This window comes from Actinoplanes sp. NPDC051513 (genome assembly GCF_044454685.1).
Lineage (GTDB): Bacteria > Actinomycetota > Actinomycetes > Mycobacteriales > Micromonosporaceae > Actinoplanes.
This window is the reverse complement of the sequence record NZ_JBITDW010000003.1, coordinates 83,133-97,754: the sequence shown is the minus strand read 5'-3', so window position 1 is coordinate 97,754 and position 14,622 is coordinate 83,133. Positions and strand designations below refer to the sequence as shown.

Sequence of the window (14,622 nt, the reverse complement as noted above, 5' to 3'; positions counted from 1 at the left end):
CCGAAGATGATGTCGTGGGCCTGGTCGCGCAGCGGGTCGTCCGGTTCCGGCTCGGGCTCGGCCACGGCGACCGTGCCTTCCGCCTCTTTCCCTGCGGCGTGTGCCTTGCGGACCCGGGCCTGGGCGGCGGCCTGCCGTGCGGCTATCCGTTCCAGACGGGCGACGACCGCGGCGGTCTCGTCGACCGGGTCGTGCGGCGGCTCGGCCGCGACGGCGGCCGCGTCGGGATCGGGGCGGGCGCCGAGGTCGGGGCGGGACAGCACGATCGCGCCGACCAGGGCGGCCAGCAGCAGGATCGAGAGCACCTCGAACGGCAGCACCCAGGCGCCGAAGACCTGCTCGCCGACCCGCTGGGCGGTGCCGGGCGGTGGCAGCTCGAACCTGGTCCAGCGGAACGCGTCGGCCAGCAGCGCGGCGAGTCCGAAGCCGACACCGGCGCCGATGATCGCGGCGGGCAGGGCGGGACGATCGAGATCGGGCGACGGGCCGATGGGTGCGCGGGTCAGCATCACCGCGAACAGGAGGAGGACCACGACGGCGCCGACGTAGACGAGCACCTGCACCCAGGCCACCAGCTCGGCGCCCATGACGAGGTAGAGGCCGGCGATCGCGCCCAGGCTCACCACCAGGAAGAAGCCGGCGCGGACGAGGTGGTCGGAGGTGACGACGAGCGCGCCGGAGCCGACCGCGATCACGCCGAGAGCCAGCATGAGCGCGTCCACGACGGTCACTTCGGCTGCTCCCGGTTTACCTCAGGCCCCGGAGGGGCTGGGGGACTGCCCGCATCGGGCTGCTCTGCCTCTTGCGCACGTGGGGCTGGGCGCTCTGCGGTTGTGGACGCGGATCGCCGTACGTTAGTCCTCGCCTGGGTCGCCGCCCCCGGACCCGCAGCTTTACGCGCGGCCGTCGCCTCTTCTTTCGAAGGCTCGCCGAGCACGTCGTGAGCCGGCGGCGGAGGCACCGTGCGCATCCACTCACCCAGCCGGTTCTTGTCGTGCAGCAGGTCGAGGACGTCGGTCTCGGCGTACTCGAACTCGGGCGTCCAATGCAGCGCGTCGAACGGGCAGACATCGATGCAGATGCCGCAGTACATGCAGAGAGAGAAGTCGATGTCGAAGCGGTCGAGCACGTTGCGCTGCCGGGCCCGTGCGGCGCCCGGAACGACGACCTCTTCCTTGTGCGAGTCGATGTAGATGCACCAGTCGGGGCACTCGCGGGCGCACAGCATGCAGACCGTGCAGTTCTCCTCGAGCAGGGCGATCACGCCACGGCTGCGCGGGGGAAGCTCGGGCTCGACGTCGGGATACTGCCTCGTCGTCGACCGCTTGGTCATCGTCTTGAGCGTGACGGCAAGCCCTTGCACCAGGCCCTTGCCGGGCGCGCCACGCTCCCCGTCGTCACTCACAAGGCCATATCCTGCCCCGTCGGGCGCTGCGGCGCGAGCACACCCCCCGGGTTACATCGCCAGCTTGACGCCGGCGGTCAGTACGAGCTGGGCCAGGGCCACCGGAACCAGGACCAGCCAGCAGAGACGCTGGAGTTGGTCTTCGCGCAGGCGAGGGTACGAGACGCGCAGCCAGATGATCACGAAGGACACGGCAAAGACCTTCACCAGCGTCCACAGCCAGCCGAGCTGGTCGGCGAACGGGCCGTGCCAGCCGCCCAGGAACAGGACCGTGGTGAGCGCGGCGATGACGACGATGCCGACGTACTCGGCGAGCAGGAAGAACGCGAAGCGCAGGCCCGTGTACTCGGTCATGTAGCCGAAGACCAGCTCGGAGTCGGCGATCGGCATGTCGAACGGCGGGCGGCGGATCTCGGCGAGCCCGGCGACGAAGAAGATGATCGCGGCGGGGGCCTGCCACAGCAGCCACCAGGGCTTCCACGCCTCGACGATGCCGGGGAGGCTCAGCGTGCCGGCGGCCATCGCGACGCTGGCGGCGGCCAGCACCAGGGGAAGCTCGTAGCCGAGCAGCTGGGCGGCGCCGCGCAGGCCACCGAGCAGGCTGTACTTGTTGGCGCTCGCCCACGCGGACATGAGCACGGCCAGCACGCCCACGCCGAGAACGGCGAGGACGAAGAACAAACCGATGTCCAACGGCTGGGCGACGAGGTTTCCCGGTCCGAGCGGAATGGCCAGGAGCACCAGCAGGTACGGGAAGAGGGCGACGATCGGCGCGAGCCGGAACACCCGGCGATCGGCTTCGCGCGGGGTGACGTCCTCCTTCTGCACGAACTTCACGCCGTCGGCGACCAGCTGTGCCCAGCCGTGGTAGGCGCCCGCGTACATGGGGCCGAGGCGGCCCTGCATGTGGGCCATGACCTTGTGCTCGGCCTGCCCCACCAGCAGCGGGAGCACGAGGAAGCCGACGACGACCGCGACCACCCGGATCAGCAGGTCGAGCCAGAGGGGCATCTACTCGGCCTCTTTCGCGTGGTCGGCGGTCGCCTGGTCGGCGTCAGCTCTGTTCGCGTGTGGGCCCCACTCCTGCGGGTCGGGGACGCCGGGCGGGCGCATGGGGGCACGCTTGGCGGTGCCGTGCTCGGACTCGCCGGGCTCCTTGGCCCCGGGCCAGGCCTTGGCGACGCGGGCGGCGAGGATGAACTCTTTGCGCAGGGGGTGGCCTTCGAAGCCGGGCGGGAGCAGCAGCGGCTTGAGGTCGGGGTGGCGGGCGAAGATGATGCCGAACATCTCGTACGTCTCGCGCTCGTGCCACGTGGCGCCGGGGAACAGCTCGACCACCGACTCGACGGTGGGGTCTTCGCGGGGGACCCGGGTGCGGATCAGGAGCGAGTGCTTACGGCGGGTCGAATAGAGGTGGCAGAGAACGGAGAAGCCGTCATCGAGCTCGTCGACGGCCGAGAGCCAGTCGAAGTAGTCGCAGCCCAGGGCGCCGTTGTGTTTCGCGGTGCCGATCGCCTCCCACCAGCGGGCGACCGGCACGTCGACGACGGCGCGCTCGTGGCCTTCGCCGCCGCCGGTGACGCTCGCTTCCGCGCCGACGACACCGTCGGTATCGGCCGTCAGGAGGGCCACCATGCGCTCGCCGACCTCTTCGGGAGTCATGGCAGCCATCCTATGGTCATGCCGGTCTTTACAGGCCGGGGAGCCTGCCGTTGCGGAAGAGGTCGACGAAGTCCTGGTGGTCTTCCCGGGCCTGGTCGCCGTAGCGGTGGGCGAACTCGACCAGGCGCTGCACGAAGCCCGCTTCGTCTTTGTCGACGGCCGTGACGATCGATTCCTCGGTGGAGAAGTCGACCAGGTCGTGGCTGGACTCGTCGTCGGCGACCGAGTGCATGCGGGCGACGGCGCGGCCGAGGTCGGTGATGACGCCGTCGAGCTCGTCGGGTTCGTTGACGTCGGACCAGTCGAGGTCGGCCGCGTAGGGCGAGACCTCGGCGACGAGCTGGCCGACCCCGTTGAGCGAGGTGTAGCCGAGCCATGGGTCGGCGTGCGCCTGCAGGGCCCGCTGCGACTCGGCGGTGCGGTGGCCCTGGTGCAGGAAGTAGGACCGGACCCGCTCGTCGTCGACCCAGCGTGCCACGGCCGGCACCTGCGCCTGCTTCATGTAGATGATCACGTCGTTCTCGAGCGCCTGGGTGTGGCCCTCGAGCAGCAGGTTGTAGGACGGCAGGCCGGCCGAGCCGATGCCGACGCCCTTACGCAGCTTGATGTCCTTGATGTTGGTGGCGATCGGGCGGGTCGCGTCGGGCAGCGTCGCGAGGTATTGCTCGAAGGCGGTCATCACCTGGCCGGCGGTGGCGTCGTCGACGTCGTAGACGCCGTCGAACAGGGCGAAGCGGCGCTCGTAGTCGTCGATCGTGGTCTGGCCGCCGAGCAGGTCGACCCGCGTGTTGAGCCGCGCCTCCTGCAGCACCCGGCGCAGCACGCCGTCGGCGTTCTCGAGGGTGATCGAGCCGATCGCGTCGTCGCCGCCGGCCGCGATGGCCCGCAGCTCGGTCAGGTAGGACCGGGCGAACGCGGTGACCAGCGCCGAGATGTTGTCGTCGGACAGTGCCTTCTGGTAGCCGATCAGGGCGACGCTGGCCGCGAACCGCTTGAGATCCCACGAGAAGGGCCCGACGTAGGCCTCGTCGAAGTCGTTGACGTTGAACACCAGCACGCCGGACGAGTTCATGTAGGTGCCGAAGTTCTCGGCGTGCAGGTCACCGTGGATCCACACCCGGCTGGTCCGCTCGTCGAGGAAGCTGTCGTCGCGGTAGGCCCCGGTCTGGTCGGCGTAGAACAGGGACGCGCTCCCCCGGTAGAACGCGAACGGCGACGCCGCCATCTTGCGGAACTTGCGCCGGAACGCGGCCGGGTCGAGCGCCATGAGCTCGCCGAATTCCCTGGTCAGAACGTCGGTGATGAAGTCGGCGCGGGACTGTTCACTCATAAGGCGGAGATTAGTCGCCGGAGGCCACCGGCGGGGCGACCATCGGGGCAGTCAACGAGGAAGCGTCCCGCAGCGGGTCGGGGCGGTTGACGCCGCCGGGACCGGCCTGCTCGGCGGCGATCTTCTCCTGCAGGCGCAGGATGCCGTGCAACAGGGCCTCGGGGCGGGGCGGGCAGCCCGGCACGTAGACGTCGACCGGGATGAGCTGATCGACGCCCTTGGTGACCGAGTAGGAGTCCCAGTACGGCCCGCCGCAGTTGGAGCAGGAGCCGAACGAGATCACGTACTTCGGCTCGGGCATCTGGTCGTAGAGCCGCTTGATGGCGGGGGCCATCTTGTCGGTGACCGTGCCGGAGACGACCATCAGGTCGGCCTGCCGCGGACCGTGCGCGAACGGGATGACCCCGAGCCGCATGAAGTCGTGCCGGCTCATGCTCGACGCGATGAACTCGATCGCGCAGCACGCCAGCCCGAAGTTGAAGACCCAGAGCGAATAGCGCCTCCCCCAGTTCAGCACGAACCGGATGGGCTCCCCGAGAACTCCTGGCAGACCGGCCACGACGTCAACCTACTCCGTGGCCGTCGCCGGCCGCCGCGGCAGGCTCGGTCGCGGGGCGCTGCAGCAGGCTGAGGAACCCGGTCAGCAGCGCCTCGCGCAGCGCGGGCGGCGTGACGTCGAGCAGCGAGTTGACCGCGGCCATCTGGGTGAAGTCGCCCCCGCCGAGACCGAGCCCCTCGGCCAGCCCGGCGACCAGCTCGGGCGTGACCATCTCGGGCGTGAGCGCCCCGGCCGCGGCGACGAGCGCCTCGGGGAGAAGCACCGGGCCGCGGGCGCGGGCCGCCGCCACGGCGTCGGCCAGGCCGGCGGCGAACTCGTCGGCGGTCGCCCGCACCGCCGCTGTCACGGTGAGGTGGATGGTCGCGGGCAGATCGCCGAACGCCATCTGCGGCTGGGTGTGCCACCCGCGGGCGGCCAACTCGTCGGCCAGGACGAAGAGGTCGACCGGGCCTGCCGTGTTGACCGTTGCGGTGTCGTTGTCTGCCGTCAGGCAGACGACGGTGGTCTCGGGCGGGGCGAACAGCCTGACCCCGTCGGTGGCGGTGACGGCGGCGGCGAGGATGGCGACCGCCTCGCGGGTGCGCTCGGCCAGCTCGAGGTAGCCGGCATCGCCGATGGCGCGCAGGGTGGCGACGGCCGCGGCGATCGGGCCGCCCGAGCGGGTGGAGGAGATGACCGGGTTGATCATCGTGTAGCCGGGCCAGCCGGCGTAGGCGAAGTATTGCGGGAGGCGCAGCGCCTCGTCGCGGTGGAGCAGGACCGAGACGCCCTTGGGGGCGTAGGCGTACTTGTGCAGGTCGACCGAGATGCTCGTGACGCCGGGGACCGCGAAGTCGAACTCGGGCAGGCCGGCGCCGAGGCGTCGCAGGTAGGGCAGCACCCAGCCGCCGAAGCAGGCATCGACATGGAAGCGGACGCCGCGCTCGGCGGCGACCGCGGCGAGCTCGGGAATCGGGTCGACCACGCCGTGCGCGTAGGACGGCGCCGAGGCCGCCACGAGGACGGTGTCAGGCGTGATGGCGGCCGCCATGGCCGCCGGGTCGGCCCGCAGGTCGTCGCCGACCGGCACGACATCGAGCGCGACGCGCAGGTAGTGGGCCGCCTTGGCGAACGCGGCATGCCCGGTCGACGGGATGACCAGGCGCGGGCCGGACAGCTCGGGGCGGCTGTCGCGGGCCGCCTTGACCGCCAGGATCAGCGACTCGGTGCCGCCGTTGGTGACGCTGCCGACCGCCTCGGCGCCCCCGCGCAACAGCTTGACCGCCGCCCCGACGAGGGCGTTTTCCATCGCGAGCAGCGACGGGAACGCGGTCGGGTCGAGGCCGTTGACGTGTGCGGAGATCGCATGCGCCGCCCGGGCCAGGTCGTCGAGCCCGTCGAGCGCGGGGTCGTAGACGTAGGCGAACAGGCGGCCGCCGTGCGTCGGCAGATCGGCCCGCCGGAGCTCGCGGAGCTCGTCGAGGATCTGCTCGCCGGGAACGCCCTTGCCGGGCAGCGCTTGGAACATGCGACGACGCTATCGGACCGGCGCGGGGCAGCACCGGTCAGCGCGAGATGTCGCGATAGGCCCGCAGCAGCAGCACGGCGCCGCCGACCAGCACGGCCGGCACCAGCGTGAAGCCGAGCAGCACGCCCAGGCGGGCCGTGTCGTCCTGTGCCGCCGCCTCGCCGGTCGACGAGGAGACGTAACCGAAGACCTGGAGGATCAACGCGTAGATGCCCGGCCCGAGGGCCAGACCGAGGGTCTCCCCCGCCGTCCACACCCCCGTGAAGACGCCGGCCTGGCGGCGGCCGGTCCGCTCGGTGTCGTAGGCGATGCAGTCCGGCAGCATCGCCATGGCGAAGACCTGCTGACCGGCGTAACCGCAGCCGATGAGCGCCACGACCAGATAGATCGGCGCCGCGGGCAGGGTGGGCGCGGCGAGCAGCGCCAGTGCGCCCACCGCGAACAGCAGTGACGCCGCGACGAGGGCGCGTGGCTTGCCGATCCGGGCGCCCACGCGGCTCCAGAGCGGCATGACCAGCAGGGCCGGGCCGACGAAGGCGGCGAACAGGAACGTCGCCCCCGACTCGGCGCCGACCACATGGTCGGCGAAGTACTGGACGCCGGCGAGCATCGTGCCGATGCCGACGGCTTGGAGCACCCAGCAGAGGAGGAGAGCGCGGAAGGGACGGTTGGCGGCGGCGACGCGCAGTTGGGCGCGCAGGTCGGGCTCGGATTCGCCGGCGGTGTGGGTTTCCGCGTTGCGGGTACCTATGTAGACGCCGAGCGTGCCCACCACGATGAGCGCCCCGACGAACACACCGGCCCACCGGTGTCCGGCGATACCGCCGCCGGTCTGGTCGACCACCAGCGGGGCGAGCGCGCCGGAGATGAGGATCGCCAGCGCGAGCACGGCGACCCGCCAGGTCATCAGCCGGGTGCGCTCGTCGTACCCGTCGGTGAGCTCGGCCGGCATGGCGACGTAGGGCACCTGGAAGAAGGCGTACGCGGTGGCGGCCGCGAGGAAGGCGAAGGCCACGTACGCCCCGGCGCCCCCGCCGCTGCGAATCGGGCCCGCGAAGATGGCGGCGAAGAGAACGCCCAGCGTGAGGCCGGAACCGAGCAGGAACGGCCGCCGGTCACCGCGGCGGTCGGAGACCCGGCCGGCCACGGGATTCACCAGGACGTCCCAGGCCTTCGGGAGCAACACCAGCAATCCCGCCGCACCCGCCGCAACACCTAAGGTATCGGTCAGATAAGGCAGCAAGAGCAAACCGGGCACGGTGCCGAACGCGCCCGTGACCAGCGAACCCAGCGAGTAACCGGCAAGGACCCGGCGCGGCAACACGCCGGTCGGCCGTACTTCCGGAGAGGGACCGGCGGTCGTCATGGACGCGCATGCTAACCACGATCATGCCCCTGCGCCTACGCTTCGCCGCATGAAAAGCGTTGCGGCCGGGGTCGCCGCCAGCCATCCGGCGACCGCACGGGCCGGCCTGCGGGTGCTGCGGGACGGTGGCACGGCGGCGGATGCGGCGGTGGCGGCGGTTCTGGCCTGCTGCGTCGCCGAGACGATCTTCACGGGGCTGGGCGGCGGCGGGTTCGCCACCTACTTCGAAGCGGCTACCGGCCAGGTGACCTGCCTCGACTTCTTCGTGGCGGTACCGGGCACCGACGGCGACCGCGAGCCGGGCCCGATGATCAAGATTGACGTGTTCTTCGGCGGGCTGCCCCAGGTCTACTCGATCGGCGGCGCGAGCGTGGCGGTGCCGGGCGTCCCGGCCGGGTGCGGCGAAGTGCACCGGCGCTGGGGACGACTGCCCTGGGGCGACGTGGTGGCGCCGGCGATCGAGCTGGCCAAGACCGGGGTGCCGATCCCCGCCGCGCACGCCCGCACCCTCGACTCCTGCGCGCCGGCGCTGGCGTGGGGCGATGGCGCCGAGATCTACACGCCGGGCGGGCGCCAGCTGGTCGACGGAGAGCTGCTTTTCCACCCCGGATTGGCGACCGCCCTCGACGCGCTGGCCGTGGTCGGGCCGTCGATCTTCTACACCGGGGACTTCGCTCCGGTCCTGGTCGAATCGGTGCGCGCAGCGGGCGGTTCGCTCGGGCCGCGCGATCTGGCCGGCTACCGGGTGCTCGAGACCCACGTCGACCGGGCACGGCTGGCCGGGTACGAGGTGCGCGCCCGGCACGACCTGAACCGGGTGGTCGACACGATCGGCCGGTTGCCCGCCGATCTGTCCCGGCCGGGCCGCGCCATCGGGCTGGCGGAAGCGCTGCGCGACCGGGGACGGCAGAAGATCGGTGACACCACGAACGTGTCCGTGGTGGACACCGAGGGCAACGCCTGCGTCATCACCACGACGCTCGGGCTGGGCTCCGGGGTCTGGCTGCCCGGCCTCGGCATCAACCTCAACTCGATGCTCGGCGAGGGCGAGCTGATCACCGACGACCTGGCGCCGGGGCGCCGGATGTCGTCCAACATGTGCCCGCTGGTGGTGATCGACCCCGACGGCCGGCTGGCGGTGGCGGCCGGCTCGGCGGGCGCGTCCCGCATCCGCACCGCCCTGATCGACACCCTGCTCGGCGTCCTGGTCGACGGGGTCGACATGGCTACCGCGATCGGCCGCCCCCGGTTCCACATCGTCGACGACACGGTGCACGTCGAGCCCGGCTACCCCCGCGACGAGCTCGCCGCGCTGGCCGGCGCCGGCTACCACATCAAGCAGTGGCCCGACCTCAACCACTACTTCGGCGGCGCGAACGCGGTCGGCCAGGCCGGCGCCGCCGGCGACCCCCGCCGCGGCGGCGTAGGCATGCTGCTCTGACGAACAGCACGGCACAGCACGCGGGCCGGCGCCATGAGGCGCCGGCCCGGAGCGGTGGAGCGCCGGCCCGGAGCGGTGGAGTGCCGGCCCGGAGCGGTGGGGTCAGTTCATGCGGCGGGCCTGGGTGGCGTTGGCCGAGGCGGCGGTCTCGTGCAGGGGGACGTCCAGGCTGGTCGGCTTCAGGCCGAAGGTCTGCTCGGTCAGCGTGCTGTCGAGGCGGAACGGGGCGTAGAACTGGTAGTCCATCTCGGCCAGCTCGCGGGCCATGGGGACGACCAGGCCCGCCGTGCGCATCACGAAACGCGGGAGGGCGCGCAGCTTGAGGCGGGGCCGGCCCGTCATGTCCGTGTAGCGGTTGGTCAGGTCGCGGATGGTGACGGCGGGGTTGGTCGGCGCGTGCCAGGCCTTGCCGTAGGCGCGCTCCTCGCCGGCCAGGGCGACCATCGTGCGGGCCATGTCGCCGGTGTAGGTGAAGCTGTGCGGCAGGTCGGGGTTGCCCGGAGCCCACGCGGTGCGGCCCTTCTCGATCGCGGGCAGCAGCACCGAGGAGAAGATGCCCACCGCGCCGGCGCCAAGGTAGTCGGAGCCGCGGACCTCCAGGGTGCGGACGCCGCTGTTCAACGCGTCCTGCCACATCTTGATACGGACCTTGCCCTTGCGGCCCACGGCGGCCATCGGGGTGTTCTCGTTCATGTGGCCGCCGGGCTGCGGGCCGTAAACATAGAGGTTTCCGGTGATCACGTAGACCGCGTCCGTCGCCTTCGCCGCGGCGATCATCGCGTCGTTCATCGGGAACCAGAGCTTCTCCCATTGCGTGTACTTGGGATTCGCGCAGTTGAAGACCGTCTCGGCGCCCTCGGCCAGGGTGGTCAGGCGGCGCGCGTCCGAGGCGTCGGCGGCGGCCAGCGTGATCTGCGGGTGCGAAGGGCCGCGGCCGCTGCGCGTGACCATCGTGACCGTGTCGCCCCGGTCGACCAGGAGGCCGGCGACCGCGCTGCCGATGGGACCCGAGCCGATGATGACGTGGTTCGACATTGCTGTTCTCCTTCGCGAGCAGTGCTCTCTGTTGAGAACAACGATTACACGAATGCCTTGCGATTGCAAGAGCAGTGCTCTCGTTATGGCACACTGGTCCGTATGAGCGCCTCAGGAGTACGCGCCCGGGTGCGGGCCGAGATGACGGAAGAGATCAAGACGGTGGCCCGCCGGCACCTCGCCACCGACGGGGCCAACCTGTCGCTGCGCGCGGTCGCGCGGGACATGGGGATGGCCTCGTCCGCCGTCTACCGGTACTTCGCGAGCCGCGACGACCTGCTCACGGCGCTGATCATCGAGGCGTACGACTCGGTGGGCGACGCCGCCGAGCGGGCGGCCGCCGCGGCGGGGGACGCCGGCTTCCCCGATCAACTGGTGGCGGTCGGGCACGCCGTACGCGAATGGGCCCTTGCCGAGCCGCACCAGTGGGCGCTGATCTACGGAAGCCCGGTGCCCGGCTATCAGGCGCCGCAGGACACGGTCGGGCCGGCCACCCGGGTGATCTTCCAGATCGCGGCGATCGTGCGCGACGCCCACGCGGCCGGGCGGATCGGCCCGCAGCCCGAGATCAGCGGGCGGTACAGCGAGGAGCTCGCCGCGGTCGCCGAGCAAGTCGGGCCGAACATCCCCCCGCGGCTGGTGGGTACCGCGATGGCGGCGTTCATCCAGCTCTGCGGCGCGGTCAGCGCCGAGCTGTTCGGCCAGCTCAACAACTCCGTCGACGAGGACCGCCGCGGCTTCCTGGAGTTCCAGATGCGCGGCGCGGCGGCCTTCATCGGGCTTACCTGACGGCTCGCAGCAGGTGGCCGCCGGGAGTGTCCGGCGGCAGGTCGTGGCGGTTGAAGAAGCGGGCCGCGAGCTGGGCCGGCCCGAGGTCCTCGATCTCGCGGAAGCCCAGCCCCGTGAGCAGGCCCGCAATCTCGGGAGGCTCGAAGTAGGTGAGCCAGGGCTCCCCGATCTTGGCCACCCGCGCGGCGCGCTCCTCGAGAGCGGCCCGCCGCGCCGGGGGCATCGCCGACGGGGACTGGGCGTAGTCGAACACCACCTCATTGCCCGGCAAATCAGAAATATACGAGAGTGTCGTGTTAAAGCCGTCGAGCGTCAGGTAGGGCACCACGCCGAGCCAGACGAAGAAGGCCGGCTCCTCCAGCTTCACGACATCGCCCAGCGTGTCCTTTTCGAAGTTCACACCCGCATAGGACACGGACGAGGGAATCGCGATGCCGGTCTCCGCAAGCCGCTCCCGCTTCCAGGCCTGGGTGTCGGGGTGGTCCACCTCGATGACCCGCACACCCTCGAAGCCGTTGCGGTAGGCGAAGGTGTCGAGCCCCGCGCCCAGGACCACGACCTGCCGCACCCCGCGCGACACGGCCGCGGCCAGGGCGTCCTCCGCGAACCGGTGCCGGGCCGCGATGAAGACGCGCATGGCCCGCCGCGGGGCGTCGGCGACCAGTTCGTCCGGGGGAACGCCCAATATCCGTACGGCGAAAGGGTCTTGAAAAATCGCGCCGTGCTCGATGAGCTGGTGCGCCGCCCGGTAACGTGCCGCACTCCACGCCGTGCGGCTCGGCTGTCCGGTCTCCATCACGGCATCCAGGACGCGCGCGACATGTCCACGTGATCACCCTTCAGGGGGACGCCCTCGCTCAGCAACTGCTGGCGGGCCTCCTGCTCGTGCCCGGGCGGCATGCGCCCGGAGCTGGTCACCACCCGATGCCAGGGCACGCCGCCACCGTGCCGCGCCATGATCGTGCCGACCTGGCGGGCCGAGTTGCGCCCGGACATCTCGGCGAGAGTGTCGGCGATCGCGCCGTACGACATGACCCTGCCCTCCGGGATGCGCTCGACGAGCGAGAGCACCTCTTCGACGTACTCCTGCGGTGTCACCCGGGCCACGATATGGGATCTCGGCGCGGTTCGGACGCCCCACCCGAGCAGAATGGGCCAGGTGCGCGAAGTGGTGACCGGCGCCCGCCGCATCGTGGTCAAGGTGGGCTCGTCCTCGCTGACCACCGCGGCCGGCGGCATCGACGAGCAGCGCGTCGACTCCCTCGTCGACGTGCTCGGCGGCCTGGCGACGAGCGGGCGCGAGGTGGTGCTGGTCTCGAGCGGCGCGATCGCCGCCGGTCTCGCGCCGTTGCGGCTGCGCCGCCGGCCGCGCGACCTGGCGACCCAGCAGGCCGCGGCGTCGGTGGGGCAAGGGCTCTTGATCGGGCGGTACGCGACGGGTTTCGCGCGTCATGGCCTCACGGTGGGCCAGGTGCTGCTGACCGTCGACGACGTGACCCGGCGCGCGCATTACCGGAACGCGTACCGGACGCTGCGCAAGCTGCTCGACCTCGGCGCGCTGCCGATCGTGAACGAGAACGACACGGTCGCCACCGAGGAGATCCGCTTCGGCGACAACGACCGGCTGGCGGCGCTGGTGGCCGCCCTGGTCGACGCCGACCTGCTCGTTCTCCTGTCCGACGTGGACGCCCTGTACACCGGCAGCCCGTCCGATCCGTCCTCCCGGAAAATCACCTACGTGGGTGACGAATCAGATTTGTCGGGAATAACCGTTTCCAAGCCGGGCAAATCCGGCGTCGGCACGGGCGGCATGGTCACCAAGGTCGAAGCGGCCCGCATAGCGACCGGCTTCGGCATCCCCGTGGTGCTGACCGCGGCCCCGATGGCCGCTCACGCGCTCGCCGGTGACGAGGTGGGCACGCTCTTCAAGAACGCGGCGAAGAGGCCGGCCGCCCGCCTCTTCTGGCTCGCCCACGCCACCAGCCCGCGCGGCCGCCTCCACCTCGACCCCGGCGCGGTCACCGCCGTGGTGGCCCGGCGCAAATCGCTGCTGCCCGCCGGCATCACCGCGGTCGACGGCTCGTTCGCCGCCGGCGACCCGGTCGACCTGGTCGACAGCGACGGCGCGCCGGTCGCCCGTGGCCTGGTCAACTACGATGCGGTAGAGCTGCCCGCGCTGCTCGGACGCTCCACACCCGAGTTGGCCGCGGCCCTGGGCCCGGGATATGAACGAGAGGTCGTCCACCGGGACGATCTGGTTCTTCTCTGATACGAGGTGCACCGATGACGACCGTCCTGCAGCAGGCCGCCGACGCCCGCGGCGCCTCGATCGACCTGGCCGCCGCCACCCGCGGCGAGAAAGACCAGGCGCTGCTGCTGATGGCCGACCGCCTGGTCGAGCGCGCCGAGGACATCGTCGCCGCGAACGCCGTGGACGTGAACAACGCCCGCGACGCCGGGCAGAGCGAGGCCATGATCGACCGGCTCACGCTGACCCCGTCCCGGATCGAGGGGATGGCCGCGGGCCTGCGCCAGCTCGCCGCGCTGCCCGACCCGGTCGGCGACGTGGTGCGCGGCTCCACCCTGGCCAACGGGCTCGAGCTGCGGCAGGTCCGGGTGCCGTTCGGGGTGGTCGGCATCGTCTACGAGGGCCGGCCCAACGTCACCGCCGACGCCGCCGGCATCTGCCTCAAGTCGGGCAACGCGGCGCTGCTGCGCGGCTCCGGCTCGGCGTACAGCTCGAACGCGGCGATCGTCTCGGTGCTGCGCAAGGCGGTGGCCGACGCGGGCCTGCCGGCCGACTCGATCCAGCTGCTCGATGCCACCACGCGCGACTCGGTCAAGGAGCTGATGCGCGCCCGCGGCCTGGTCGACGTGCTGATCCCGCGCGGCGGCGCCGATCTGATCAAGACGGTCGTCGAGGAGTCCACGGTTCCGGTGATCGAGACCGGGGTGGGCAACTGCCATGTGTACGTGGATCAGTCCGCCGACCTGGAGAAGGCGCTGGCCGTCACGATCAACTCGAAGACCCAGCGGCTGTCCACCTGCAACACCGCCGAGTCGCTGCTGGTGCACATCGACATCGCCGACTCGTTCCTGCCGCTGGTGATCGAGGAGCTGGTCTCGGCCGGGGTCACCGTGCACGGCGACCCGCGGGTGGCCGCGTACAGCAACGACGTCGTTCCCGCCAACCACGAGGACTGGGGCAAGGAATACCTCTCGGCCGACATCGCGGTGGCGATAGTCGACTCGATGGACGACGCCCTCGACCACATCCGCCGCTACGGCACCGGCCACACCGAGGCCATCGTCAGCGAGTCGGTGACCGCGACCCGCCGGTTCGCGGCCCGGGTCGACGCGGCCGCCGTGATGATCAACGCCTCGACCCGTTTCACCGACGGCGGCGAGTTCGGCTTCGGCGCCGAGATCGGCATCAGCACGCAGAAGCTGCACGCCCGCGGCCCGATGGGCCTGCCCGAGCTGACCTCGACGAAGTACATCGTCAGCGGCAACGGCCACACCCGCTGA

General features: G+C 71.3%; 14 protein-coding genes and 1 pseudogene. 4 read left to right on the top strand and 11 right to left on the bottom strand.

Annotated elements, in window-relative coordinates:
* Window positions 1-149 precede the first annotated feature (149 nt).
* The 8 genes and pseudogenes from ACIA5D_RS10385 to ACIA5D_RS10350 all read right to left on the bottom strand — a co-directional run.
* Window positions 150-731, bottom strand: a pseudogene (locus tag ACIA5D_RS10385) (NADH-quinone oxidoreductase subunit J); the annotation flags it as partial.
* Window positions 728-1,405, bottom strand: coding sequence for a NuoI/complex I 23 kDa subunit family protein (locus ACIA5D_RS10380; protein WP_396029595.1), 678 nt, complete (start codon window positions 1,403-1,405; stop codon window positions 728-730). The gene ACIA5D_RS10380 and the pseudogene ACIA5D_RS10385, both read right to left, overlap by 4 nt.
* A 51-nt stretch (window positions 1,406-1,456) precedes the next feature.
* Window positions 1,457-2,416 carry an NADH-quinone oxidoreductase subunit H gene (locus tag ACIA5D_RS10375; RefSeq protein ID WP_396029594.1) on the bottom strand — a complete coding sequence of 320 codons (960 nt, stop codon included), beginning with the start codon at window positions 2,414-2,416 and terminating at the stop codon, window positions 1,457-1,459.
* Window positions 2,417-3,067: an NADH-quinone oxidoreductase subunit C gene (locus tag ACIA5D_RS10370; protein WP_396029593.1), complete on the bottom strand. Its 651-nt coding sequence runs from the start codon at window positions 3,065-3,067 to the stop codon at window positions 2,417-2,419.
* Window positions 3,068-3,095: 28 nt separating this feature from the next.
* Window positions 3,096-4,397, bottom strand: coding sequence for a DUF2252 domain-containing protein (locus ACIA5D_RS10365; protein WP_396029592.1), 1,302 nt, complete (start codon window positions 4,395-4,397; stop codon window positions 3,096-3,098).
* 10 nt (window positions 4,398-4,407) lie between these two features.
* Window positions 4,408-4,956, bottom strand: a complete 549-nt coding sequence (locus ACIA5D_RS10360) for an NADH-quinone oxidoreductase subunit B (protein WP_396029591.1) — start codon at window positions 4,954-4,956, stop codon at window positions 4,408-4,410.
* Between the two features lie 4 nt (window positions 4,957-4,960).
* Window positions 4,961-6,463: a pyridoxal phosphate-dependent decarboxylase family protein gene (locus tag ACIA5D_RS10355; protein WP_396029590.1), complete on the bottom strand. Its 1,503-nt coding sequence runs from the start codon at window positions 6,461-6,463 to the stop codon at window positions 4,961-4,963.
* A gap of 37 nt (window positions 6,464-6,500) precedes the next feature.
* Window positions 6,501-7,829 carry an MFS transporter gene (locus tag ACIA5D_RS10350; RefSeq protein WP_396029589.1) on the bottom strand — a complete coding sequence of 443 codons (1,329 nt, stop codon included), beginning with the start codon at window positions 7,827-7,829 and terminating at the stop codon, window positions 6,501-6,503.
* A gap of 49 nt (window positions 7,830-7,878) precedes the next feature.
* Here ACIA5D_RS10350 and ACIA5D_RS10345 point away from each other — a divergent pair, with 49 nt between their 5' ends.
* Complete coding sequence (locus ACIA5D_RS10345; RefSeq protein ID WP_396029588.1) at window positions 7,879-9,270, top strand: gamma-glutamyltransferase; 1,392 nt, start codon at window positions 7,879-7,881, stop codon at window positions 9,268-9,270.
* Between the two features lie 102 nt (window positions 9,271-9,372).
* Here the strand turns inward: ACIA5D_RS10345 and ACIA5D_RS10340 are convergent, their stop codons facing one another.
* Window positions 9,373-10,305, bottom strand: a complete 933-nt coding sequence (locus ACIA5D_RS10340; protein ID WP_396029587.1) for an NAD-dependent epimerase — start codon at window positions 10,303-10,305, stop codon at window positions 9,373-9,375.
* 102 nt (window positions 10,306-10,407) lie between these two features.
* Between ACIA5D_RS10340 and ACIA5D_RS10335 the strand changes: the two genes are divergently transcribed.
* Entirely contained in the window at window positions 10,408-11,094 is a 687-nt protein-coding gene (locus tag ACIA5D_RS10335; protein ID WP_396029586.1) for a TetR/AcrR family transcriptional regulator, read from the top strand.
* On the opposite strand, the gene ACIA5D_RS10330 is transcribed toward ACIA5D_RS10335, so the two are convergent.
* Both ACIA5D_RS10330 and ACIA5D_RS10325 read right to left on the bottom strand, forming a co-directional pair.
* Entirely contained in the window at window positions 11,087-11,890 is an 804-nt protein-coding gene (locus tag ACIA5D_RS10330) for a class I SAM-dependent methyltransferase (protein ID WP_396029585.1), read from the bottom strand. The two genes, ACIA5D_RS10335 and ACIA5D_RS10330, sit on opposite strands and share 8 nt — an antisense overlap.
* Complete coding sequence (locus ACIA5D_RS10325; RefSeq protein ID WP_396029584.1) at window positions 11,890-12,192, bottom strand: MGMT family protein; 303 nt, start codon at window positions 12,190-12,192, stop codon at window positions 11,890-11,892. Before ACIA5D_RS10325 ends, ACIA5D_RS10330 begins: the two co-directional genes overlap by 1 nt.
* 61 nt (window positions 12,193-12,253) lie before the next feature.
* Here ACIA5D_RS10325 and proB point away from each other — a divergent pair, with 61 nt between their 5' ends.
* Window positions 12,254-13,363, top strand: a complete 1,110-nt coding sequence (proB, locus tag ACIA5D_RS10320) for a glutamate 5-kinase (protein ID WP_396029583.1) — start codon at window positions 12,254-12,256, stop codon at window positions 13,361-13,363.
* A gap of 14 nt (window positions 13,364-13,377) precedes the next feature.
* Window positions 13,378-14,622 (top strand): glutamate-5-semialdehyde dehydrogenase, encoded by a 1,245-nt coding sequence (locus tag ACIA5D_RS10315; protein ID WP_396029582.1) that lies wholly within the window; start codon window positions 13,378-13,380, stop codon window positions 14,620-14,622.